Below are 24,477 nucleotides of genomic sequence, written 5' to 3'. Positions count from 1 at the left end.
AAACCAAAAAAATTCAAACTATGAAATTAAAGGTTACGCTTTTCTTACTTTTAAATATAAGTTTCTGCTCTTTTGCTCAGGAGAACTTAACTTATCAAAAACCGTCTAAATCTATTTTAGATCTTGCAGATTATCAAAGAGCTCCTTCGGTATCTATGGATACAAAAAAAGAAAACATGCTCTTACTTTATCGAAATACTTATAAAACCTTAGACGACCTAAATCAGGAAGAAGTTCGTTTAGCGGGTTTACGAATAAATCCCATTACTAATATTTCGAGCACAGTAACGTATGTAACGAATCTCAAATTACGAAAAATAAACGGAAAAGAAGAAATTCAAGTAAAAGGTCTTCCGGAAAATCCGAAAATTACAAATATTCTCTGGTCGCCAAATGACAAAAAAATTCTGTTTTCTCACACTACAAATTCGGGAGTACAACTTTGGGTTTTAGATGTAGCAACAGCAGGGGCGGTAAAACTTACAGAAGCAACAGTAAATGCTAATCTGGGAAATCCATTTAACTGGTTTTCTGACAGTGAAACGATTTTGGTAAAAATGCTTCCTAAAAACAGACCTGCACTTTTAGATTCAAAAAAAGATTTACCTACAGGCCCAATTATTTCAAACACTTCAGGAGAAAAATCGCAAAATAGAACTTATCCTGACATGTTGAAAAACAAAAATGATGAAGCTAATTTTGAAACCAGCATAACTTCTGAATTGTATAAAGTCAAATTAAATGGTGACGCAGTATTATTTAAAGACGCCGCTATGTTTGCCGGAGAAAGAATATCTCCTGATGGCAATTATATTATGTTAACCACTATTCACAAACCATTTTCTTATGTAGTTCCTTTAAACAGATTTCCTTCTAAAACTATTGTTTATGATTTAAACGGAAGAGAAATCAAAACCGTAAATGACGTTTCTCTTAACGAGATTATGCCAAAAGGTTTTATGGCTGTTCGCAAAGGGAAAAGAGAAATGGCCTGGAGAAATGACAAACCTGCAACATTATCTTACGTGGTTGCTCTAGACGAAGGAGATCCTGCAAATAAAGTTGAATTTAGAGACGAAATCTTTCTTTGGGATGCGCCTTTTGATAAAGAAGCTTCTTCTTTAGTTAAAACACCTCAACGTTTCAGCGACATTATTTGGGGAACTGAAGAAGTTGCAGTTCTTTCAGACGAATGGTACGACACGAGAAATAGTAAAACTTATTTAATAAATCCGTCAAAAACCGGTCAGCAACTTAAATTAATTACCGACAGAAATTCTCAGGATGTTTATTCAGATCCAGGAATTTTTGAAACAAGAAAAAATGCTTATAACAAATATGTTTTGGCTATTGAAAAAAATAATCTTTACAGAATTGGCGATGGCTACACCAAAGAAGGCCAATTTCCTTTTGTGGATGAATTTAATCTGGAAACTTTAAAATCAAAACGCATTTATACTTCTTCTTATAAAGATAAAAAAGAGGATATTATAGAAATTGAAGATTTTAAAACAGGAAAAGTTCTGGTTCAGATTCAGTCTAAAACAGAATATCCTAATTATTATTTCAGAAACATTAAAAAACAAAACAGCTTAATTCCGATAACCTATTTTAAAAATCCATTTGAAAGTATAAAAGATGTGAGCAAAGAAGTTATCAAATACAAACGTAAAGATGGCTTGGAACTTTCTGGAACTTTATATCTTCCTGCTGGTTATGATAAAACGAAAAAAGAAAAATTGCCACTATTGATCTGGGCTTATCCTGCAGAATATAAAGATAGAAACAGCGCTTCTCAATCGACTCAAAACTCAAACGAATTTACATTTCCATATTACGGATCGTTTGTATATTGGGTTACAAAAGGCTATGTGGTTTTAGACGATGCTGCATTTCCAATTATTGGTGAAGGAACTACAGAACCAAACGACAACTTCGTTTCGCAATTAGTTGATAATGCCGCTGCGGCGATTGATGCCGTTGATGCTTTAGGTTATATTAATCGTAAAAAGGTTGCTGTTGGAGGACATTCGTATGGAGCCTTTATGACGGCTAACTTATTAACGCATTCTAATCTTTTTGCGTGCGGAATTGCAAGAAGCGGTGCTTACAACAGAACTCTTACTCCATTCGGATTTCAGTCTGAACAAAGAAACTATTGGGAAGCTCCAGAGGTGTACAATACCATGTCACCTTTTATGAATGCAGAAAAAATGAAAACCCCAATGCTATTAGTTCACGGAGAAGCAGATAACAATCCTGGAACTTTTACTTTGCAGACAGAACGTTATTTTCAGGCTTTAAAAGGATTGGGAGCACCTGCCAGAATGGTCATTCTGCCAAAAGAATCCCATGGCTATGTAGCCAAAGAAAATATTCTTCATTTACTTTGGGAACAGGATCAGTTTTTAGAAAAATATCTAAAAAATTAATTTTCAATAATTCCAAAAAAGAAACCCGATAAAATTAATTATCGGGTTTCTTTTTTTATAAATAATTTAATGCCAAAAACACTTCTTGCTCAATCGGTAAATCGATCTCGCTTTCAAAGAAAATCAGTTGCCTCTTATAAACTGTTTCAATCAGATAATGGCTTCCTCTAAAATAGGTTCTTCTAATTTTTACCATTAGTTTTGATTCCGAAACCATTTTAAATTGATGCGGATAAACTAGTGTTTTATGAGTTTCATCTGCATACGATAGTAATAAATGAGTAGGTATTTCATTAACTTCTCCAAACAAAGAAGCCACATATTTAATTTTTGGATCCTCATATATTTTTGATGGATCGTCTTTTATCAGTACTTCTCCATGCCTCATTACGATGGCTTGATCTGCAAAAGACAAGGCATCTGTACTATCATGTGTTGCAATAATACAAGTAATACCTTTTTGTTTTAAGTAACGGAATAAATTACGGCGCAGTGCATTTTTTCTGAAAGCATCAATTTGACTGAATGGCTCATCCAATAAAATCACTTCAGGTTCTAAAGCCAAAACTCTTACCAAAGCTACTCTCTGCTGCTGCCCTCCACTTAAAAATTTTGTCTTAACATTAGAGAACTGATCCATTTCTACCATTTCTAATAATTCCTGAACACGCAGCTTTTTCATGTTTGCAAAACCATTTGATAGAAACTTACCTACATTCTCTGCAACGGTTTCATAAGGAGACAAATCAAAATCTTGAGCCAAGTATTTCATATATGGCATTCCGGGAATCAAATTAAATTTTGGCCCCAAAACTGGTTTATCTTCATAAAAAATTTTCCCTTCGTCCAGATCATATAATCCATATATAAGCTTGAGAAGCGTACTTTTTCCGCAGCCACTCTCTCCAATAATGGCAATATTCTGGCCTTTTTCAATAGAAAAAGAAATGTTTTTTATAACGGGGTTTTCGGTGTACGAAAAAGATATATTTTGTATGTCGAGCATGAGTTGTAATATGAGACGTCAAATTTACAATGTTTAATTTCTAAAGTCAAAAAAAAGCTGCTTCAATTATGAAACAGCTTTTTTTATATTTTATTTTATCTGAAATTATTTTCCAGCTTCCGCTTTTGCGTCATTTACCATTTTATCGTTTGCTGTAATTGAGAATTCAACACGACGGTTTTGCGCTCTTCCTTCTGGAGTATCATTTGTTGCAATTGGATCTGCAATTCCTAAACCTGAAGTTTTGAAACGGCTTGATTTTAATCCTTTTGAAACCAAATAAGCTTGCACAGAAGCAGCTCTTTGTCCAGAAAGTGTCAAGTTATATTCTGGTTTTCCAGTATTATCTGTGTAACCAAAAATTTGAATATCTGTATCTCCGTAGTCATTAAATACAGGAACTAATTTATCTAAATTTGCTTTTGCTTGAGAAGTCAAAGTTGACTTATTGGTATCAAAACGCACCGCATTTTCATTTAATGTCAAGTGAATTCCTTCTCCAACTCTTTCTACAGAAGCGCCTGGTAATGCCTGATCGATTTCACGGGCTTGCTTATCCATTTTGTTTCCAATTAAAGCTCCAGTTCCACCACCTACAGCAGCTCCGATTGCAGCTCCTAAAGCAGCGTTTCCGCCTTTTCCTAAATTGTTACCCAAAATACCACCAATTACACCACCAGCAACTACACCAATTCCGGCTCCTTTTTGTGTATTATTTGCGTTTTTCACTGAATCACAGCTAGCAAAAAAACTAGCAATAACCATTAAACTACTTAAACCTAAAACCGTTATCTTTCTCATTTTTTATATCTTTAAAATATTAATTAGCTCTTTGAAATTGATAAGTCACATCTTTTACTTGACCTCCAACATTGATATTATCGATTAACTGAAATGAACTTTCAGTTACACCTGAAACTTTAAGCAAATAGCCATCTCTTACTTTTTTTGCTTTTTCGCCTGCATCAAGAATTTTTAACACAAATAAACCTTGATTGTTGATACTCCATACAATTGGAGAAGAAAATGCAGTACAGCTAGGAGAAGTTAAAGCCATTGTTCCTTTGTTATTATTAGAAACAAAGCTCCAAGTACTTCCAATAAAACATTTTGAATCTGCCAAATCAAAAGAATTTACTTTAATATAATCAGAACCTGGATAAGAAACATTGGTAAGCACCCAATTTCCTTTTAACGCCACTTGAGTCGATTTGTCAAGTTTGGTAGAAAGCGTTGTGTCTGTTGAAGCTGTCGACGAAGCTGATTTACACGCGAAAAACATCACGGCAATCAAACATATAAAAATACTCTTCTTCATTTTTACAATTTTTTATAGATTAATATTTTGCTTTTTAACAATTATTGTACCACAAATATACGACTGGTTGTGTTATTTTTTGTTTTACAATCTATTTATTTTCTTTCAAAATTAACATTTCAGACATTTTGTCACCCATAATAAAATTGGTATTTTATTTGAACAAGTGAAAATCATCAAATTAAATCAAAAAATTAAAAAATATGGCAACAGGTAAAATTAATGTTTCAGTAGAAAACATTTTTCCCTTAATTAAAAAGTTCTTATACAGCGACCACGAAATTTTCTTGCGCGAGCTTGTTTCTAATGGTACTGATGCTACTTTAAAATTAAAACATCTTATTAGTATTGGCGAAGCTAAAGTAGAATACGGCAACCCGATTATTGAGGTAAAAGTGGACAAAGAAGGTAAAAAAATCCACATTATAGATCAAGGTTTAGGTATGACTGCTGATGAAGTTGAAAAATACATTAATCAGGTCGCTTTTTCTGGTGCTGAGGAATTTTTGGACAAATACAAAGATTCTGCAAAAGATTCTGGAATTATCGGGCATTTTGGTCTTGGTTTCTATTCTGCTTTTATGGTAGCTGAAAAAGTTGAAATCATTACAAAATCATACAAAGATGAGCCAGCTGCACATTGGACATGTGACGGAAGTCCAGAGTTTACGTTAGAACCTGCTGACAAAACTTCACGCGGAACTGAAATCATTCTTCACATTGCAGAAGACTCTCTTGAGTTCTTAGACGATTCTAAAATTAGCGGTTTATTGAATAAGTATAACAAGTTTATGCCTATTCCAATTAAATTTGGAACAAGAACTGAAACGCTTCCAAAACCAGAAGATGCTCCAGAAGATTACGTTAATGAAACTGTTGAAACTGACAATATCATTAACAACCCAAATCCAGCATGGACCAAACAGCCTTCTGAATTGTCTGATGAAGATTACAAAAACTTCTACAGAGAATTGTATCCAATGCAATTTGAAGATCCGTTATTCAACATTCATTTAAATGTAGATTATCCGTTTAACTTAACTGGTATTTTGTATTTCCCTAAATTGGGTTCAGACATGCAGATCCAGAAAGACAAAATTCAGCTGTATCAAAACCAAGTTTACGTTACCGATAACGTGGAAGGAATTGTTCCTGAATTCTTGACAATGCTTAAAGGTGTAATTGATTCTCCGGATATTCCACTAAATGTTTCTCGTTCTGGTTTACAGGCAGATGGAGCAGTTAAGAAAATCTCAAACTACATTACTCGTAAAGTAGCAGATAAATTAAAAGCTTTATTTAACGAAAACCGTGCAGATTTTGAAGCAAAATGGAACGATATTAAAATCGTTTTAGAATACGGAATGCTTTCTGAAGATAAATTCTACGAAAAAGCAGGCGCATTTGTTTTATACCCAACGGTAGATGACAAATACTATACTTTAGAAGAATTAAAAGAGAATTTAAAAGAAAAACAAACCGACAAAGACGGTAAACTGGTTGTTCTTTATGCAGGAAACAAAGACGCACAGCACTCATACATTGAGGCAGCAAAAGATAAAGGTTACGAAGTATTGCTTTTAGATTCTCCGATTATCTCACATTTAATTCAGAAAATCGAAAATGACAACACCGACCTAACTTTTGTACGTGTTGACTCTGACCATATTGACAACTTAATTAAAAAAGAAGAAAATGCTATTTCTAAATTATCTGATGACGAAAAAGCAGCTTTAAAAACTTCTTTAGAGGCTTATATTCCAAAAGCATACTCTGTTCAATTGGAAGCTATGGACTCTCAGGCAGCCCCATTTATTATTACGCAACCAGAATTTATGCGTAGAATGAAAGAAATGAGCCAAACTGGCGGCGGAATGTTCGGAATGGGCAACATGCCAGAAATGTACAATTTGGTTGTGAATACAAATTCTGATTTGGCTTCAAGCATTTTAAACACTGAAGACAAAACGCACCAAGAACATTTAGTAAAACAAGCTTTAGATTTAGCTAAATTGTCTCAAAACCTATTGAAAGGTGAAGCGCTTACTGCTTTTGTAAAAAGAAGTTTTGAAATGATTAAATAAGCATTCGAAAATATATTTTTAAAATCCTGCAAATTAAGTTTTGCAGGATTTTTTTTTAGCCTAAAATCACCCTTCAAAAAAGGGGCATTCTCCCCTTTTCTCCAACACATTCTTTAGATAATTTTGATTACCAACAAATTAACTCAATCAAAATTCTAGAAATCATGGATAAAAGAAAGTTTACAGAAAATGGAGAAATTCTAGCAATTATTAAAGATTTAAAAGAACAGATAAAAGACAAAAAATTCTCTGACATAATAGACAACAATAATTGCCAATATGTCGATCTTGTACAGGAAGGTGGCGGTGTGCTCGGAATTGCTTTGGTCGGTTATGTTTATGTTTTAGAAAAAATGGGAATTCGTTTTTTAAGTCTGGCAGGAACCTCAGCGGGAAGTATTAACACGATGCTGATGGCGGCCGCAGGAACATGCGACATAGAAAAATCGGAATGGATTCTGGACTGTTTATGCAACAAAAATTTATATGATTTTGTTGATGGCGATCATGATGCCCGCGAATTTATTGATGCTTTGCTCAGTGATGCCGGAAATCTAAAATTAATAATGAAAGGCTGTCAGGTAGTGGATAATTTTAAAGATGATTTAGGGTTAAATCCTGGAAATAATTTCCATCAATGGATGACCAATCTACTTTCGCAAAAAGGAATAAAAAATTATGCCGATTTGAAAGCTTTAAGAGAAAAAGGAATTTCGGATAAAAACAAATTATATCGAGTAAATCGTTTAAACCAAGGCGACAAAGAAGAATATACGCGAGTAGACCATTGGAGCCAAATGGCCATAATTACAGCAGATATTACTACCGAAAGCAAAATTGTTTTCCCAAAAATGATTGACTTATTTTACTCTAACCCAGACGTTCAGAATCCAGCTGATTTTGTTCGAGCTTCGATGTCGATTCCGTTATTCTTTACACCTTTTAAAATAAAAAACATCCCAACAGGAGTCGATGCTTGGAATAAATGGAATGATGCAACCTGCCTGAGAACATCTGTACCATCAGAAGTTATGTTTATGGATGGCGGCATTATCTCAAACTTTCCAATTGACATTTTTCACGAGAATATGAATGTACCCGCATCTCCCACTTTTGGCATCAAACTGGGTTACGACAAAAGTGAAATCAATAAAAATGAAAAATTCTCTAACTTAATTAGCTCTTTGTTTGACACTGCCCGTTATGGCTACGATTCTGAATTTCTGCAAAAAAATCCAGACTTTAAAAACTTAATTGGATACATTGACACCGGAAGCCATAATTGGCTCAACTTTAATCTGACAGACGATGCAAAAATTGACCTTTTTATTAGAGGCGCTCAAAATGCTGCCGATTTCTTAAACCGATTTAATTGGGAAGAATATAAAAAAATTAGAAAAGCCAAAAGCAATTATTACAAATCGGTTTAAATCTTTTCTTAGAATCCCTATCATAATTTTTACTTCAAAAAAACGTTATATATCCTGTAAAATACCATTACAGGATTTTTTAATTGTAATTCGTTTTTTTTATTACATTTGACTGCCTTATTAATCTAATCCAAAACAAAGAACCTTATGAAAAAAACCACCATTTTACTAACAACTATTTGTGCTACAGCACTTTTGTATGTTTCTTGTTCAAGCGACAATAACGAACAAACCGTTTCGACAGACTTAACAAGCATTGGAGCTTCAGTTGCGATCGATGCTTCTAACGGAATGGATCTTAACACCGGCCTTTTAATCAGCACAAATACCTCAACTACCGGAAAAACTACAGAAACACCACCTCCTTTAATTTGCGCAACTGTTACAGTTTCTACTCCAAGCGGTGAAGATTATCCTAAAGTCTTTTTAGCAGATTTTGGAACAGCAGGATGCAAAGACGGAAACAACCTTACAAGAAAAGGACAATTAAAAGTAACGCTTTCTGGACCCATTACTGAAACAGGAAGCAAAATGACAATTGAAAGAATTAATTATTCCATAAACGACCTCAAACTAGAAGGAACTATTGAATACACTAACACAACAACTACTCCTACTGTACCGCAATGGACTAGAAAAGTGAGCAACGGAAAACTAACCGATTTGCAAGGAGGGGTTTATACCAATTCTGGAACTTATACTACTAAACAAATTGCAGGCGTGGACACTCCATTTGTTTTAACTGACAATGTTTACGAAATAACAGAAGGTACACATACAGTAACAACATCAACTGACGGAACACTTACTTTGACTGTAAAAGAACCTATAACTAAAAAATATTCTTGTTTGTTTGCTTCTAAAGGCCAATTGAAAGTTCAAGGTGGCATTTTAAACGGCGGAATAGATTATGGAAACAACGAATGCGACGAAACCTATACTTATACACATGAGAATGGCTCTACTTTCATTTTGAGAATGTAAGACCTTTTCCTGCACTACTTTAAAATCCCAATTTAGAAATAGATTGGGATTTATTTTTTTTATAAAAATAAAACATCCACCTCTATACATTTAAACTATTTTCTTTATTTTGCACCAAAATCTCAAAAACCAATGAAAAAAACATTAATTGCTTTTGTTACTCTTGCAGTCTTAGCATCTTGCGGCAAAAAAGAAGCTGCTGCTGATAATTTACACATCACAGGAAACATTAAAGGCTTAAAAACCGGAACATTATATATCCAACGATTTGTTGACACTTCTCTTGTTGCTATTGACAGCATTAAAATTGACGGAAATCCAACTTTTGAAAGAGACATCAAATTAGAATCTCCTGAAATGCTTTATTTATTTCTAGATCGAGGTGTGACAAATTCTTTAGATAACAACATTTTGTTTTTTGCTGAACCAGGAAACATCAATATAGAAACCAATCTAGACAACTTTATTGCAAACGCAAAAATTACGGGTTCCAAAAATCAGGAATTATACGAAGAATACAAAAAAGTAAATTCTCGTTTTATTGACGAAAATCTGTCAATGGTCGAAGCAAGATTTAAAGCTTTAAAAAGACAAGACCAAAAAGCTGTAGATAGTATTGAAGCGAAACAACAAACAAACATCAAAAGAAGATATTTATACGCTACAAACTTTGCTATAAACAATAAAGATCACGAAGTAGCACCTTATATTGCTCTAGCCGAAATTTACGATATCAACACTAAATTTTTAGATACGATTCAAAAATCGATGACTCCAAAAGTAGCAAAATCACTTTACGGAAAGAAACTAACAAAATATGTAGCTGATATTAAAAAAGAAGAACAAAAAGCTCCAGCAGCCGCAGAATAAATCAAGAAACGTCCTGAAAATTCAGGGCGTTTTTTTATAATTTTTTAAAAGAAAATAAGGCTTATATAGCAATAAAAAACGAAGAAGAACACAAAAGCTCATCAACACCATGTTCTTTTCAAAAACTGCTTATTTAAGCCAATTAAAAAACCTTTCAAAAACTTATTTAAGCCTGAAACTTCTACAAAGAGATCAGTTGGAATTTGGAATTTACTTTTTAGGCATAAAAAAAACCACCACATTTCTGTGATGGTTTTTGAGCCGATAGAGGGACTCGAACCCACGACCTGCTGATTACAAATCAGCTGCTCTAGCCAGCTGAGCTACATCGGCCTATTTTGCGAGTGCAAAGATAGAAATGTTTTTTAATATTCCAAAAAAAAATTTCGCACCACTCTCTATTTAAACAAAAAAACCATTCGCCGACGCGAATGGTTTCCGTTTGAGCCGATAGAGGGACTCGAACCCACGACCTGCTGATTACAAATCAGCTGCTCTAGCCAGCTGAGCTACATCGGCCTCATTACGGGTGCAAATATAAAGCGGATTTTCAATTCTCCAAAATAAAATTGCACTTTTTTACACTTTTTTTCGCTTATAGTGCGTTGATTTTTTCAATCAATTGATTAGCAGTTTGTTCTAATTCAACATTGATTTGTTTAAAATGTGCTTTTTTATTTTCAACGTTTTTAGCGTTCACTTTTGTAATCAAAGTATCAAATGCAGCAATAGCTTCATCGACTAAAGCATTCGTTTCTGGAGTTGGATTTCCTGTTGTTGACATCTCAAACAAATAAACTGCCTCAATAATATCTCCTAATACGAAGTTGATGTCTTTCTTTAAATTCTTAACGTTTGCCATTTTTCTTTTTATTTTAATTTGCGTCTGCAAAAGTACATATTATCTTTAAATTTAATGCTAAGAAATGTAAATTTCTAAAATTGAAGCGTTTCCGCTTAAGCTAAATGCATTTATCGCAGCTGGAACCAAAACGGTATCACCTTTTTTATAAGCTTGTTTGAATCCGTCATATTCAATTTCGAAATTACCTTCAATACACATATATACTGTAAATGTTTCTCCAGTTTTAGCCACTTCTAATTTATTTTCTAACGGAAGGAAATTAGTTGTAAAATAAGGACAATCTACTATTGTATTTGACGTATTAGTTTTTGTCTCATATTTTTTCTGTGTATCTACTTTATTATAGTTAATGGCATCTAATGCAAGATCTACGTGCAATTCTCTTTTATTTCCTTGTGCGTCTACACGATCAAAATCGTATAATCTATAGGTAATATCAGAAGTTTGTTGAATTTCTGCAACCACCAAACCTGCACCAATGGCATGAACAGTTCCTGTTTCTAAAAAGAAAACATCTCCAGGTTTTGCTTTTACATCATCTAGAATAGAAACCAAAGTATTATCGTGCAAATGTTTTAAATATTCTTCTTTATTTGAATCTTCTTTAAAACCCACAATAATTCTAGAGTCTGCATCGGCTTGTGTTACGTACCACATTTCGGTTTTCCCGAATGAATTATGACGTTCCTTTGCTAATTTATCATTTGGGTGAACTTGAATAGAAAGATCTTCTCTTGCATCAAGATATTTAAAAAGCAACGGAAATTGTTTTCCAAATCTTTCATAAACCTTAGTTCCTAAAATAGCATCTGGTGTTTCATCAATCAGATCCATTAAAGATTTTCCTTTCAGAATTCCATTTGCAACCACACTTACATCGCCTTGTACAGTAGACAATTCCCAGCTTTCGCCAGTGATATTAGAAGCGATTGGCTTGTTCAGAATTGTTTTTAGTTTTTCTCCTCCCCAGATTCTTTCTTTCAAAATCGGTTCAAATTGCAAAGGGTATAAATTTTTACTCATGTTTTTAGGCTAATATATTTGTTTAATTAATTCTAATCTGATACTATTTTGGTAATTTACAATACTAATTCTTTAACAATATCTAAGGCTCTCGGTATGTGTTTTGCCGCATTTGCGCTGTCAAATATCGAAATCACCAAACCATTTTTATCAATTATATAAGTAACGCGTCCAGGCAAAAGTCCTAAAAGGCTATTGCGAACACCAAAAAGTTTTCTTAACCTTTTATCTTGATCAGAAAGCAAAATAAAAGGTAATTTATGTTTAGCAGCAAATTTATGATGTGACTTTACACTATCGCTGCTAATACCAATTACCTCAGCTCCCAGATCTTTAAAATCTTCATATTGGTCCCGAAAACTGCAAGCTTCAGTTGTACAGCCTGGCGTATTATCTTTTGGATAAAAGTAAATCACCAAGGGCTTTCTTCCTAAAACGCTTTGGCTTTCAAAAAGTTCTCCATTGTTGTCTTTCGCAGTAAAATTCGGAACTATATCTCCTATTTTTAATGACATTTTTTATTCTCCTTTATAAGTTACAAAATTTCGGTCCGTTTCATTCAGCACAACTTCAAGATCAAAGTCAGTGTGAATTCGCTGTCTAATTTTATTCCATATCACAACTGCAATATTTTCTGCAGTTGGATTCAAATCTGCAAATTCTGGAACATCCAGATTCAGATTTTTGTGATCAAACGGAATTTCTACTTCTTCTCGTATAATGTCCGCTAATACTTTCACATCTAAAACAAAACCAGTTTCGGGGTCAATCTTTCCTGTAACACTTACTGTTAAACCATAATTATGACCATGAAAGTTAGGATTATTGCATTTTCCAAAAACGGCGTCGTTTTTTTCAAATGACCAATCCTTTCGATGTAGTCGATGCGCAGCATTAAAATGTGCTTTTCTTGATATGGTTACTCTCATTTATGCTTCTGGTTAGTTTGGCTATAATTTATGGTCTTCGAGATAATGATCAAATTCATCAAAAATGATCTTAAACCACACGGTATAAATTTCGGGCTGTTTTTCAATATCTGCTTTAACCTCTTCAATACTCATCCATTTCCAGTCTTCTACTTCATCAGGATTTATATTGGGTTCATCACTATAATAACCAATCATAACATGATCCAGTTCATGCTCTGTTAAGCCGTTATCAAAAGGCGCTTTGTAAATAAAATGAAACAGCTCTTTTAATTCTGCTTTAAAACCCATTTCTTCAAATAAACGTCGGCTTCCTGCTTCGATATTGGTTTCACCCTCACGCTGATGACTGCAGCAAGTGTTTGTCCAAAGCAAAGGAGAATGGTATTTATGATGAGCACGCTGCTGCAGCATAATTTCGTTTTTACTATTTAAAATAAAAACCGAAAATGCACGGTGCAAAAGCGCTTTTTCATGTGCTTCTAATTTTGGCATTAAGCCAATCTGTTCATCGTTTTGATTAACTAGGATTACGTTTTCTTCTGTCATAAGGAAACAAAAATACGAAAAAAGAAATGGCTTAAAAATGCTAATTAAGATTGTCAAAAGCTAAGCTTCAGACTAAATTTCTATTTTACTGATTTACAATACTCTATTTTACGCTAAAAATTAAAAGCTGTTAAAATTAAGACATAAAAACTACATTGTGCTCTTTTACGTAACTAATAAAAAGTTAAAACACACTTAAAAAAATCTCAATAATAACTCGGACTGTAATTTGAAGCTAAATCTCGACGTATCTTTGAAATTCAGACTACTAGCACCCAAGAATTTATGAAATCTAAAAATTTAATTTTCAGTCTTTGTTTTTTAATTCCGCTTTTTGTTTTACAAGCCTGCGGACAAAACACCAAAAAACAGCCTGCAAAAACTACCGTTATGGAAAACAAAATCAGTAAACCCGAAAATCCTTATTATTCTAATACAGATACCACAAAACTAAACGTAAGCAATGTCGAATGGAAGAAGGTTTTACCCGCAGATGTTTATGCGGTAATGCGTGAAGCTGACACCGAAAGACCTTTTACAGGAAAATATTGGAATACGGACGAAAAAGGAACTTATTACTGCGCTTCGTGCGGAAACTTGCTGTTTAGATCGACAGCTAAATTTTCGAGCAGCTGCGGATGGCCAAGTTTTTTTGAACAGGAAAACAAAAAAAGCATTGTTTTTAAAGAAGATAATTCTATTGGAATGGAAAGAATCGAAACACTTTGCGGCCGCTGCGGCGGACATTTAGGTCACATTTTTGACGATGGCCCAGAACCAACAGGAAAACGATACTGCATGAACTCTATTGCTCTTGATTTTATTCCTGATTCTAAATAAATATTTACTGTTAAGCTTGTCAAGTTTAAAAATTTTAAAACACATAGAAACATAGAATTATAAAATCCTTAATAGAAAAACCTAAAGAAACTCGTTTCTCACACATAGAACTATGTGAATTTAGTCAAGTGAAACGCCTTTATCAAGATTCCAAAAAGCTATGTCTCTATGTGTTTAAACAAAAATCTCATTATGAAAAATATACTTTTAATATTCTTTTTTGCGCTTTCGCTGAATGGATTTTCACAAAGCAAGAAATCAAATCTTGAAACGATTACGCTTGGCGGAGGCTGTTATTGGTGCGTTGAAGCTGTTTACGAACAACTAGACGGTGTAAAATCTGTAGTTTCTGGGTTTTCTGGAGGAAAAATTGCTAATCCAACTTACGAACAAGTCTGCACAGGAACAACCGGTCATGCTGAAGTGGTTCAGATTATTTACGACAAAACCGTAACAAATATTAACGAAATCTTCAAAGTCTTTTTTACCGTTCACGATCCGACAACTTTAAATCGTCAGGGTGCAGATGTCGGAACGCAATACCGTTCGGTAATTTTCTACAAAAACGAAGAACAGAAAAAAGCTGTACAAAGCATTATTGCCGAACTAAACAAAGCCAAAGTTTACAACAACCCAATTGTGACAAAAGTGGAACCTTTTAAAGTTTTTTACAAAGCCGAAGATTATCATCAGAATTATTATGCGAATAATAAAAACCAGCCGTATTGTAAAATGGTAATTCAGCCGAAACTGGAAAAATTCGAAAAGGTTTTTAAAGACAAAATGAAAAAGAAATAATAAATAGTAATGCATCACTATAAACCGTCCACAAAAAATGGGCGGTTTTTTTATTCGCTAAAGGCTTATAAACATTGAGATCTTAAAATTATTTTATTTTTTTCAGATTTTTGTCCAATACTCAAAGTTCGATTGTTATTAGAGTATAAATATTTAAAAAATTATACATCATGGAAGCTAGATTAAATTTATTCGAACAAGGTCAAAAAGCAGTTAGTACATTATTTGGAATTACTGGTTATTTGAAAAAAGCAACAATCGAAAAATCTCTTATTGAATTGGTAGATTTCAGAGTTTCTCAAATAAACAGTTGCGCTTATTGTTTAGACATGCATTCTAAAGAAGCAATTGCAAATGGCGAAACTACACAGCGTTTATTCGGATTAAGTGCTTGGAGAGAAACTCCTTATTTTACACAGAGAGAAAGAGTCGCTCTTGCTTTCGCGGAAGCAGTAAATGCCTGCGAAGTTTCTGACGAAATTTATGAAATTGCAAAAGCTGAATTTACAGAACAGGAATTAGTAGATCTTACTCTTGCTATTGCAACAATCAATGCTTGGAATCGTCTTAATATTACTTTTGCTAATACTCCAGGAACTTACAGAGTGGGTCAGTTTGGATAAATGATAATTGGTTTTTATTTTCTAAAAACAATTAACTTTATATAACATAAAAAGCAAATTAATCTTTATAAAACATATCGAAATGAATGAGTTTTTATTGATTTTCAGAAGAGATTTTATAACTAAAGAAGAACAGCCGTCTCCAGAAGAATTGCAACAGCATTTGCAGCAATGGCAAAACTGGTTCGGAAGCCTTGCTGCTCAGGATAAACTGGCAAGACCTTTACAGCGTTGGGACGGTCAAGGAAAACTGGTAAACTCGAAAGGAGTTACAAACGGACCTTTTGTCGAAATTAAAGAATCTATCGGCGGATTAATCATTATCAAAGCAAAAGATTATGACGAAGCTGCCGAAATTGCACAAGGATGTCCAGTTTTGAATTTTGGCGGAAATGTCGAAATCAGAATGGCTGTTTAATTTTGAAGTAATTAATATCAAAATGCCTTTGTATCTTTACTTAGGCATTTTGCTTTATAGTATGGAGAACAAAGAAATTATCCCTAATTTATTTAGAACAGAATATCAAAAAATAGTTTCGGTACTCTGCAGCTTATTTGGCATTCAGTATATCGAAATTGCCGAAGATATTGTTAGCGATACTTTTCTCACTGCTGCCGAAACTTGGTCTATAAAAGGCACTCCAGAAAACCCAACTGCCTGGCTGTATACGGTTGCCAAAAACAAAACTAAAAATTACCTGAAAAGAAACACTATTTTTGAAACCAAAATAGTTAGCGAAATCAAACACAATGCACCGCTCCAAAACCCTGAAGTTGACATCGATTTATCGGATCAAAATATTGCAGATAGCCAGCTCGCGATGATTTTTACGGTTTGTAATCCGAGTAATTCTGAAGAAGCTCAAATTGCATTGGCTCTTAATTTATTGTGCGGTTTTGGAATAAGCGAAATTGCCGATGCTTTTTTATCTAATAAGGAGGTTATTTATAAAAGAATTAACCGCGCCAAAGAGAAACTGAAAGAAGAAAACATTAAGATCCAAAACCCGAATCTTTCTGAAATACAAGACCGAATGTCTACGGTTTTAAAAACTATTTATCTACTCTTTTCTGAAGGTTATTATTCTATTTCTCAAAATACGACTTTACGAAAAGATTTTTGTACAGAAGCCATGCGCCTTACCTATTTGCTGATTCAAAATAAAAACACGAATCTACCTGAAACCAATGCTTTAATGGCATTAATGTGTTTTCATTCTTCAAGATTCGAAGCTAGAACCGGCTTAAACGGAGAAATTATTTTATACGAAGACCAAAATGAATCACTTTGGAATCAGGAATTGATAGACCGAGGAACTTATTTCTTAAGTAAATCATCAACTGGAAATACGCTTTCAAAATATCATCTCGAAGCTGGAATTGCTTATTGGCATACCAATAAAAATGATACAATTGAAAAATGGCAAAACATTCTCGAATTGTACAATAATCTAATTATTTTAGAATATTCTCCAATTGTAGCTTTAAATAGAACGTATGCTTTATCTAAAGTAGAAGGCAATGAAGAAGCCATTCGCGAAGCCGAAAAATTAAACCTGACCGATAATCATTTTTACTATTCCTTACTTGGAAATCTCTACCTACAAGTTGATTCTAAAAAGGCATTAAATCATTTTGAAAATGCTTTAAATCTTGCTAAAACAGATTCTGATAAAAATATCATTAGCAAAAACATGCAAAAAATAAATAATCTTACCGAATAAAAAAAGCAGATGAAACCAATCATCTGCTTTTGTTTTTTTTTCTTATTACAAAACTATTGTTTAGCTACTTTTTTAAATCTCATCATTGGCACATCGCCTTGAATTAAGTTTAATTTTCCGTCTTTGTCAATTTCATAGCTAGTAATTTTTTTCATCTGTTGTAAAAACTGCTGCTCTCCGCCACCATCACAAAACATGAGTGTTGCAGGGCCCGGCTCTCCAAAAGTCAATAAATTTGAATTTAAAGTGTAAGGAGCTCTGTAACCATTACAACCGTTATTACCATATACTTGTTTTTCTTTCTGGTCAAAAGTAATTTGCGGTTTTTTATTCGGATACAATCCTTCAAAAGCAATTCTTGGTCCAGAAATGTATTCTAATTCCCAAGTTGTGCCAAATAGATCGTCAGCATTCCCAGCACTTTTTGATGCTTTGCATGAAGCAAAAAATAATGCTAAAATTGAAAGAACTGCAAGTGTGTATTTTTTCATAAAAATATATTTTTAAAGATTTATAATTTGTTTTTGAAGATTAAAATAATTCTATAAAAATTCTTTTCTCAATATTCATGCCTAGTTAGCCGTCTTATACAAATTTAGATTCCTCCCTAAATCTATATTGCTGTCTCTAAGTTACTGTATTTTTATTAAACTTTTCGAAATCAAAGATTTAATTTCAAGCACATGATTTCATTTTTTTTGTAATTTGCATCAATCAAAAAACCAAAATCATCAACAAAAAACCAAAAAATGAAACAATTCCTATTTTTGTTTGTATTTGCATTGACAGCACCGTTTGTTCATTCGCAAGAAAACCTTCCAACAGATTATCTACCAAAAGAATTCCACCAAGGACGCCGTGAAGCATTTAGAGCTTTAATGCCTGCCAATTCGGTTGCTGTTGTTTTCTCCTATCCAGAAAGAGTGTTTTCTAGAGACATCGATTACATTTATCACGCAAATCCTGATATGTATTATCTAACCGGATATAAAGAGCCAGATGCTGTATTATTGATTTTTAAAGAAGCGCAGGGAACTGAAAAATACAATGAAGTTCTTTTTGTTAGAGAAAAAAACGCAGCTCACGAAATGTGGACAGGAAGACGCTTAGGAATTGAAGGCGCTAAAGCTAAACTTGGGTTTACAACAGTTTATAACGGAAAAGATTTTAAAGATTTTGCTATCGATTTCAAAAAATTCGACAAACTAATCTATGACAAAATTCCAACAGATGTTCGTAATGATCAAAGCGGATTTGATCTTTTTGGATTACTTGAGACTTTCAAAAAAAAGGCATCAATAAACACAGACGACAAAGCACCGCTTGAATCTTTTATGGATATTACGAGCTCGCTTAGAGAAATCAAAACTCCAGAAGAACTGGTTTTGATGCGTAAATCAGTCAAACTTTCTTGTGTCGCCCATAACGAAGTTATGAAAGCGGTAGGCCCAGATATGAGTGAAAACGAAGCTGACGGAATCCATAGTTATATCCACAAACATTATGGAGCTGAAGCTGAAGGTTACGCACCAATTATAGGCGCTGGAGCAAACGGATGCATATTGCATTACTGGGAAAATAACGCCACAAAAATTGACAATCAATTATTATTAATGGATGTTGGATCTGAATATCACGGCTATTCTGCAGATGTGACCAGAACAATTCCGGCCAACGGAAAATTTACCGAAGAGCAAAAAGCCATTTATCAAATTGTTTACGACGCGCAGGAAGCTGTTTTTAAAATCTGCAAAGCAGGAACTCCCCTTATCGCTCTTAATGAAACCGCTAAAGATGTTATAGCAAAAGGTTTAATCAAATTAGGAATTATTACAGATCCGAAAGATGTAAAATTGTATTATCCTCATGGATGTTCACACTTTCTGGGCCTGGATGTTCATGACAAAGGAACTTTTAAAGGACCAAACACTCTTATAAAAGAAAATATGATTCTAACTGTTGAGCCTGGAATTTACATTCCGGCAAACAGCAAATGTGATAAAAAATGGTGGAATATCGGGGTTCGTATCGAAGACGATATTTTAATGCTTAAAGATTCTTATGAAAACCTTTCTATAGATTCTCCTAGAAAATGGCAGGATATTGAAGCTTTAGCCAAACAAAAAAGCACTTTTAATGACATGAAGTTTCCTAAAATATAGGTTTTTATTAAAGGTTCAAAGGTTCAGAGTGACAGAGGTACAAAGTCTATTGCTAAAAAAACGTTCTGAGGTTTTGAGTTTTTTCTGTACAGGCGCACTGCAGTGCGTCTACGCAACGAATTTCTGCAATAGATTAGACGGCACTGCAATGCGTCTCCACGATAATCTGCATGTAAAAGAAATCTCTTTAATCCAAATAATCTGTGGCGAAAAAAAACACAAAGCCTCTATTAAAATTTGATAGAGGCTTTTACTTTTTACCGAACTTTACATTTTAAAATTATTAAAAAATGAAAGCACTTACTTTTTCCACTTTTGGAAATTCTGATGTTTTAGAATATATAGAAATACCAAACCCTGTTTTAAAAAATGACGAAATTTTAATCGAAATGAAAGCCATCGGATTAAATTTTGCTGATGTTTACCGACGAAAAGGAAATTATCATTTAAAAGGAAATCCGCCTTTTATTGCGGGTTATGAAGGCGCAGGAATTGTGGTTGATGCCAATAATCACTCAGAATATAAAGTTGGCGATCGTGTGGCTTTTGCCGACGCTCCGTTTGCCAATGCAGAATTGGTAGCGGTAAATGTAAATCACATTATTCCGTTGTCTGAAAGTATTTCTTTTGAAACTGCTGCTTCTGTTTTGCTTCAAGGTTTAACCGCTCATTATCTCGCTACAGACAGTCACAAAACTGCAAAAGGAGAAACTGTTTTAATACACGCAGTTGCTGGCGGCGTTGGACAAATACTTACGCAGATCAGCAAACTTTTGGGCGCCACTGTTATTGGCTTAACCTCATCGCCAGAAAAAGCAAAAATCGGATTCGAACAAGGCGCAGATCATGTTTTTCTTTATAATGACGATTGGAAATCGGAAGTTTTTAAGATTCTTCCCAATGGTGTTGATGTGATTTATGATAGTATTGGAAGTACTTTAAAAGAAAGCTTTGAAGTAACAAAAGAATGCGGACAAGTGGTTTTCTTCGGAATGGCAGGCGGCGATCCTGAACCTGTAGACCCGAGAATGTTGATGGACGGTTCTAAAACTTTAACTGGAGGAGATTTGTGGAGTTATTTGAATTCTAAAGAAGAAAGAATTAAAAGAGCAACGCAATTGTTCAGTTGGATCACAGAAGGAAAAATCAAACTTTCAGAACCGACTTCATTCAAATTATCAGAAGGAAAACTGGCGCATGATTATCTGGAAAGCAGAAAAAGCACTGGAAAAATCATATTGATTCCTTAAAAATCTTTTCGCCACGACTCGAGCGATAGCGAACAGGCGAAGCAATTCACGAATTTTTATTTTCAAATCTATACGCAAAGTTTTTTAAATAAATTCGTGAATTCGTGGCTAACTCTCACAATTGGTTAATTTCAATTTTAGTCAATTCTGATAATTCTAAGATTCTTTCTACTTCATCTTTGTTGGCGACAAAAAACAAATAATTATCTCCAAACGTTTCATAGGTCAATAATTCCAGATTTGATTTTTCTAACTCTGACTGAATGTACGGAAACAAATCATGACTATAGGTTTCTTCGGGATAATCGAAAGTAAAATCTTGGCCAATTAATTCAGAAATAAAATATTCGGCATCTTCTGGATCAAATTTCCAATCGCTGTTCCAAGCATTAATACTTTCGAAAAAAGCAAAATGACCTTCAACAGTATCGTGATATTCTTCAGCTTGTTTTTGATAGTTTTTAAAAAGCTTTTGAGCTTCTTTTTTCAGTTCTTTATCTTCTATATTTCCTCTTGAAACCAGTTTTATAAATTCCTGAAAAGTTTCTTCTGTCGCTTCTTCGTTCCCTAATAAATCTTCATTTGAAGGAAGTTCGACCGTTTTTGGAATTTCAATATTTAAATACTGGCAAATTCCCTGCAAAACCAATTTGAAATCTCGAACTCCGATTGCTTCGCTTTCATTCTTCGGATTATTTACATCTATAACTTCACTCTCCAATAATCCTTTCGTATAATCGAAAAAATGTCTTCCAGAATACAGCATTTTAAAATCGTTTATTTCTAAACTATTGGTACAGCAAAAAAAGATAACGAAGTTTTTTATCGAACGTTTAAAGAACTTTTTCTCTTCTGGAGTTGGCTCAGAATAAAACTGAATATGTATAAAATCATATTCTAAACCTTCTTGCATCATTTCATCAGTCAAAACTCCAATATTCATTTTTTTATAAAGCTCATTTAAGACTTCATAAGCGTTATTAAAGCCTGCTTTTTTAATTTCTGCATTTCCTTCTTCATGATCCAACGAACCCGGAAAGTAATATAAATTTACGAGTACATCTTCTTGAATTCCTTTCATTTTAAATTCAATACTTGACTGTTCCTTATATAAATACGAGTAAATAGGTTCAATAATATCAAAGGAAATTATCGATTTTGGATTGTTGTTTCTATTAAATAAATTGGAGAAAAAGCTCATGAGAAATATTAATCATTAGAATATTTAAAACTCTGATTCATTTTATCAAAAGGAATAACTTCGTTGACAATCGATTCCAGTTCATGATCTGTCAATAATCCTCTCGCCGATTCTACTATTTTTGGAGAAACGTTGATTTCATAATCTACAATTTCTCGTTTTAGAATAGCCGATAAAATTTCGTTTTGGCGATCGGTAAGATATTTTTTGTGCGATTTAAATACCGATTCGATATCGTTTCTAAATTCTTCATCGGTCAGTTCATTGTATACATCTTGTTTTGACATATCAATCAACAAAACTTTGAAGATAAAATCCTGAAGGTTTTTAGCCAGATAATTAACCTCATTCATATCATGCCAAACGTATACAATTGGTACATCTCCATTATTTTCTTCGTTTAAGAAAAAACAATAATGATCGCCGCCGCCACTTTTAGCAAACGGAATAAACTTAAATTCTGGATTAATATTTCGATAATCTTCGGGATCTTGAAGTTCTTCGATTTCTTCTGCAACAGATTTTAAATTCAGCGATTCAAAATCATACGAATGCAAAAGCAAAGGCGGATTGTCTTTTAAAGTAGGATAGATATCCGTATACCAATTTGGTCCATATTCTCCAACATCTAGCATACCATCGGCATCTAATTGTTTGTATAGGAGAGGATATTCAAATTGGTATTTTTTTTCGATTTCTTGTATGGTCATCTTTGGGGAATATTCTATTAAAATCAGAATACTAAGATAACAATCTTTACTGGACCAAAAAACCTGAAGCCAATTATTTCAAGGATTCCGCAATCATCAAGGCACATTTTTCGCCATCAATTGCAGCAGAAATAATTCCGCCGGCATAACCTGCACCTTCTCCGCAAGGATACAAACCTTTGATTTGTAAATGTTCGTAAGTCATCGGATCTCTCGGAATTCTAACTGGCGATGAAGTTCTACTTTCTGGCGCATGCAAAATCGCTTCGTTGGTTAAATAACCGCGCATAGATTTTCCAAAATCCTGAAATCCCTGACGCATAATCTGAGTTAAAAAACCTGGAAAAACCTGTCCTAATTCAACCGAAGTTGTTCCGGGAACATAAGAAGTTTTCGGAATATCTGCTGAAACTTTGCTTTTTGTAAAATCGATCATTCGTTGAGCTGGAACTTTTTGAGTCTCTCCCGCCAAATGCCACGCTTTTTGTTCGATGCTTTTTTGAAATTCCATTCCTGCCAAAGCTCCGAATTTAGCAAAAGGCTTAAAATCTTCTAATTTCAATTCGACTACAATTCCAGAATTTGCTGTTGACTGATCACGTTTTGAAGGCGACCAACCGTTGGTAACCACTTCTCCCGGACTTGTAGCACAAGGCGCAATTACACCTCCCGGACACATACAGAACGAATACATTCCGCGTCCGTTGACTTGTTTTACAATTGAATAGGGCGCTGGCGGCAAATGTTCTCCGCGGAAATCACAGCTATATTGAATGCTGTCAATTAATTCCTGAGCATGTTCTGCACGAACTCCCAAAGCAAAAGGTTTTGCTTCTATTAAAATTTTCTTTTTATCTAATAATTCAAAAATATCACGCGCCGAATGTCCTGTTGCTAAAATCAGTTTGTTGGCGTGAATTTTATCTCCGTTCTGCGTTACGATTCCCTCAACTTCATTATTCTTAATTAAAATATCATCTACACGGGTTTCGAATAAAACCTGACCTCCAAATTCCCTAATTTTATTTCTGATGTCTTCAATAATTTTAGGAAGTTTATTGGTACCAATATGCGGATGTGCTTCTACCAAAATATCTTCTGAAGCTCCAAAAGCCACTAAAAGCTCTAAAATTCTCGTAACGTCTCCACGTTTTTTAGAACGCGTATATAACTTTCCGTCAGAATACGTTCCTGCTCCTCCTTCGCCAAAACAATAATTCGAATCTTCGTTTACAATATGCTCACGATTGATTGCTTTTAAATCACGGCGGCGGCCACGAACGTCTTTTCCTCGTTCTAAAACAATCGGTTTTAGACCTAATTCGATTAATTGCAAAGCAGCAAAAAGTCCGGCTGGACCTGCTCCAACCACAATTACTTCTTGCGAATTGGAAACATCCTTATATATAGGTAGATCAATTTTGGTTTCTTGGAAAGGTTCGTCTTTTAAATAAATAAGAACTTTCAAATTGATTTTAATCGCTTTTTGACGTGCGTCGATAGAGCGTTTTAAAATCGAAACGTGCTGAATTTCTTGTACAGAAACTTTGATTTGCTTAGACAAATGGTCTTTTAGCAATGATTCGTTTGCAGCAATTTCTGGTGTAACTTGAAGTAAAAGTTCTTTAGGCATTTTTGTTTTTTTATTCTATTAGCTTTTCTTTCTATGAAAAGAACAT

Annotated in this window: 24 protein-coding genes and 2 tRNA genes; 12 read left to right on the top strand and 14 right to left on the bottom strand. The window is 33.9% G+C overall.

Annotated features, from left to right (window positions below; genetic code table 11):
- The first annotated feature begins 20 nt into the window (after window positions 1-20).
- Window positions 21-2,432 carry a S9 family peptidase gene (locus tag EG814_RS13365; RefSeq protein WP_125722407.1) on the top strand — a complete coding sequence of 804 codons (2,412 nt, stop codon included), beginning with the start codon at window positions 21-23 and terminating at the stop codon, window positions 2,430-2,432.
- Between the two features lie 55 nt (window positions 2,433-2,487).
- On the opposite strand, the gene EG814_RS13360 is transcribed toward EG814_RS13365, so the two are convergent.
- The 3 genes from EG814_RS13360 to EG814_RS13350 all read right to left on the bottom strand — a co-directional run bounded on the left by EG814_RS13360 (window position 2,488) and on the right by EG814_RS13350 (window position 4,756).
- Window positions 2,488-3,438 carry an ABC transporter ATP-binding protein gene (locus tag EG814_RS13360; protein ID WP_125722406.1) on the bottom strand — a complete coding sequence of 317 codons (951 nt, stop codon included), beginning with the start codon at window positions 3,436-3,438 and terminating at the stop codon, window positions 2,488-2,490.
- A 105-nt stretch (window positions 3,439-3,543) separates the two neighbouring features.
- A complete protein-coding gene (locus EG814_RS13355) occupies window positions 3,544-4,239 on the bottom strand; it encodes an OmpA family protein (RefSeq protein ID WP_125722405.1) in 696 nt (231 codons plus the stop codon).
- A 19-nt stretch (window positions 4,240-4,258) separates the two neighbouring features.
- Window positions 4,259-4,756 (bottom strand): lipocalin family protein, encoded by a 498-nt coding sequence (locus tag EG814_RS13350; protein ID WP_125722404.1) that lies wholly within the window; start codon window positions 4,754-4,756, stop codon window positions 4,259-4,261.
- Window positions 4,757-4,959: 203 nt separating this feature from the next.
- Here EG814_RS13350 and htpG point away from each other — a divergent pair, with 203 nt between their 5' ends.
- The 4 genes from htpG (at window position 4,960) to EG814_RS13330 (ending at window position 10,124) form a co-directional block, all read left to right on the top strand.
- Window positions 4,960-6,840, top strand: coding sequence for a molecular chaperone HtpG (gene htpG, locus EG814_RS13345; RefSeq protein WP_125722403.1), 1,881 nt, complete (start codon window positions 4,960-4,962; stop codon window positions 6,838-6,840).
- Window positions 6,841-7,004: 164 nt separating this feature from the next.
- The gene (locus EG814_RS13340; protein WP_125722402.1) at window positions 7,005-8,270 is read left to right on the top strand and encodes a patatin-like phospholipase family protein; all 1,266 of its coding nucleotides are present in this window, start codon (window positions 7,005-7,007) and stop codon (window positions 8,268-8,270) included.
- A 147-nt stretch (window positions 8,271-8,417) separates the two neighbouring features.
- A complete protein-coding gene (locus tag EG814_RS13335) occupies window positions 8,418-9,254 on the top strand; it encodes a hypothetical protein (protein WP_125722401.1) in 837 nt (278 codons plus the stop codon).
- 132 nt (window positions 9,255-9,386) lie between these two features.
- The gene (locus tag EG814_RS13330) at window positions 9,387-10,124 is read left to right on the top strand and encodes a DUF4369 domain-containing protein (protein ID WP_125722400.1); all 738 of its coding nucleotides are present in this window, start codon (window positions 9,387-9,389) and stop codon (window positions 10,122-10,124) included.
- A gap of 259 nt (window positions 10,125-10,383) precedes the next feature.
- On the opposite strand, the gene EG814_RS13325 is transcribed toward EG814_RS13330, so the two are convergent.
- The 7 genes from EG814_RS13325 to idi all read right to left on the bottom strand — a co-directional run bounded on the left by EG814_RS13325 (window position 10,384) and on the right by idi (window position 13,490).
- Window positions 10,384-10,457, bottom strand: a tRNA-Thr gene (locus EG814_RS13325).
- Window positions 10,458-10,569: 112 nt separating this feature from the next.
- Window positions 10,570-10,643 (bottom strand) — tRNA-Thr (locus EG814_RS13320).
- 76 nt (window positions 10,644-10,719) lie between these two features.
- Window positions 10,720-10,986 carry a hypothetical protein gene (locus EG814_RS13315; RefSeq protein ID WP_125722399.1) on the bottom strand — a complete coding sequence of 89 codons (267 nt, stop codon included), beginning with the start codon at window positions 10,984-10,986 and terminating at the stop codon, window positions 10,720-10,722.
- Between the two features lie 57 nt (window positions 10,987-11,043).
- Window positions 11,044-12,012, bottom strand: a complete 969-nt coding sequence (locus EG814_RS13310) for a type I phosphomannose isomerase catalytic subunit (protein WP_125722398.1) — start codon at window positions 12,010-12,012, stop codon at window positions 11,044-11,046.
- Window positions 12,013-12,068: 56 nt separating this feature from the next.
- The gene (locus EG814_RS13305) at window positions 12,069-12,527 is read right to left on the bottom strand and encodes a peroxiredoxin (protein WP_125722397.1); all 459 of its coding nucleotides are present in this window, start codon (window positions 12,525-12,527) and stop codon (window positions 12,069-12,071) included.
- A 3-nt stretch (window positions 12,528-12,530) separates the two neighbouring features.
- Window positions 12,531-12,941: a 6-carboxytetrahydropterin synthase gene (locus tag EG814_RS13300; protein ID WP_111285162.1), complete on the bottom strand. Its 411-nt coding sequence runs from the start codon at window positions 12,939-12,941 to the stop codon at window positions 12,531-12,533.
- Between the two features lie 21 nt (window positions 12,942-12,962).
- The gene (idi, locus tag EG814_RS13295; protein ID WP_125722396.1) at window positions 12,963-13,490 is read right to left on the bottom strand and encodes an isopentenyl-diphosphate Delta-isomerase; all 528 of its coding nucleotides are present in this window, start codon (window positions 13,488-13,490) and stop codon (window positions 12,963-12,965) included.
- A 285-nt stretch (window positions 13,491-13,775) separates the two neighbouring features.
- Between idi and msrB the strand changes: the two genes are divergently transcribed.
- The 5 genes from msrB (at window position 13,776) to EG814_RS13270 (ending at window position 17,475) form a co-directional block, all read left to right on the top strand.
- The gene (gene msrB / locus EG814_RS13290; RefSeq protein ID WP_125722395.1) at window positions 13,776-14,330 is read left to right on the top strand and encodes a peptide-methionine (R)-S-oxide reductase MsrB; all 555 of its coding nucleotides are present in this window, start codon (window positions 13,776-13,778) and stop codon (window positions 14,328-14,330) included.
- A gap of 192 nt (window positions 14,331-14,522) precedes the next feature.
- The gene (gene msrA / locus EG814_RS13285; protein WP_125722394.1) at window positions 14,523-15,128 is read left to right on the top strand and encodes a peptide-methionine (S)-S-oxide reductase MsrA; all 606 of its coding nucleotides are present in this window, start codon (window positions 14,523-14,525) and stop codon (window positions 15,126-15,128) included.
- 170 nt (window positions 15,129-15,298) lie between these two features.
- Window positions 15,299-15,751, top strand: a complete 453-nt coding sequence (locus EG814_RS13280) for a carboxymuconolactone decarboxylase family protein (protein WP_125722393.1) — start codon at window positions 15,299-15,301, stop codon at window positions 15,749-15,751.
- 82 nt (window positions 15,752-15,833) lie between these two features.
- Complete coding sequence (locus tag EG814_RS13275; protein WP_125722392.1) at window positions 15,834-16,169, top strand: YciI family protein; 336 nt, start codon at window positions 15,834-15,836, stop codon at window positions 16,167-16,169.
- A gap of 61 nt (window positions 16,170-16,230) precedes the next feature.
- Window positions 16,231-17,475: an RNA polymerase sigma factor gene (locus tag EG814_RS13270; protein ID WP_125722431.1), complete on the top strand. Its 1,245-nt coding sequence runs from the start codon at window positions 16,231-16,233 to the stop codon at window positions 17,473-17,475.
- 53 nt (window positions 17,476-17,528) lie between these two features.
- On the opposite strand, the gene EG814_RS13265 is transcribed toward EG814_RS13270, so the two are convergent.
- Window positions 17,529-17,966 (bottom strand): META domain-containing protein, encoded by a 438-nt coding sequence (locus EG814_RS13265; RefSeq protein WP_125722391.1) that lies wholly within the window; start codon window positions 17,964-17,966, stop codon window positions 17,529-17,531.
- Window positions 17,967-18,224: 258 nt separating this feature from the next.
- Here EG814_RS13265 and EG814_RS13260 point away from each other — a divergent pair, with 258 nt between their 5' ends.
- Together EG814_RS13260 and EG814_RS13255 are read left to right on the top strand one after the other, a co-directional pair.
- Window positions 18,225-19,637 carry an aminopeptidase P N-terminal domain-containing protein gene (locus EG814_RS13260; protein WP_125722390.1) on the top strand — a complete coding sequence of 471 codons (1,413 nt, stop codon included), beginning with the start codon at window positions 18,225-18,227 and terminating at the stop codon, window positions 19,635-19,637.
- Between the two features lie 290 nt (window positions 19,638-19,927).
- Window positions 19,928-20,887: a quinone oxidoreductase family protein gene (locus EG814_RS13255; protein ID WP_125722389.1), complete on the top strand. Its 960-nt coding sequence runs from the start codon at window positions 19,928-19,930 to the stop codon at window positions 20,885-20,887.
- Window positions 20,888-21,002: 115 nt separating this feature from the next.
- Here the strand turns inward: EG814_RS13255 and EG814_RS13250 are convergent, their stop codons facing one another.
- From EG814_RS13250 to EG814_RS13240, 3 genes are all read right to left on the bottom strand, one after another.
- Window positions 21,003-22,088 (bottom strand): DUF6630 family protein, encoded by a 1,086-nt coding sequence (locus EG814_RS13250; protein WP_125722388.1) that lies wholly within the window; start codon window positions 22,086-22,088, stop codon window positions 21,003-21,005.
- 8 nt (window positions 22,089-22,096) lie between these two features.
- The gene (locus EG814_RS13245; protein WP_125722387.1) at window positions 22,097-22,798 is read right to left on the bottom strand and encodes an SMI1/KNR4 family protein; all 702 of its coding nucleotides are present in this window, start codon (window positions 22,796-22,798) and stop codon (window positions 22,097-22,099) included.
- Window positions 22,799-22,871: 73 nt separating this feature from the next.
- Entirely contained in the window at window positions 22,872-24,431 is a 1,560-nt protein-coding gene (locus EG814_RS13240) for an NAD(P)/FAD-dependent oxidoreductase (RefSeq protein ID WP_125722386.1), read from the bottom strand.
- Window positions 24,432-24,477 lie beyond the last annotated feature (46 nt).

Source organism: Flavobacterium ustbae (genome assembly GCF_003946915.1).
GTDB classification, from domain to species: Bacteria; Bacteroidota; Bacteroidia; order Flavobacteriales; family Flavobacteriaceae; genus Flavobacterium; species Flavobacterium ustbae.
Note: the sequence above shows the minus strand (reverse complement) of the source record. Positions and strands in the feature narration are given on the sequence as shown.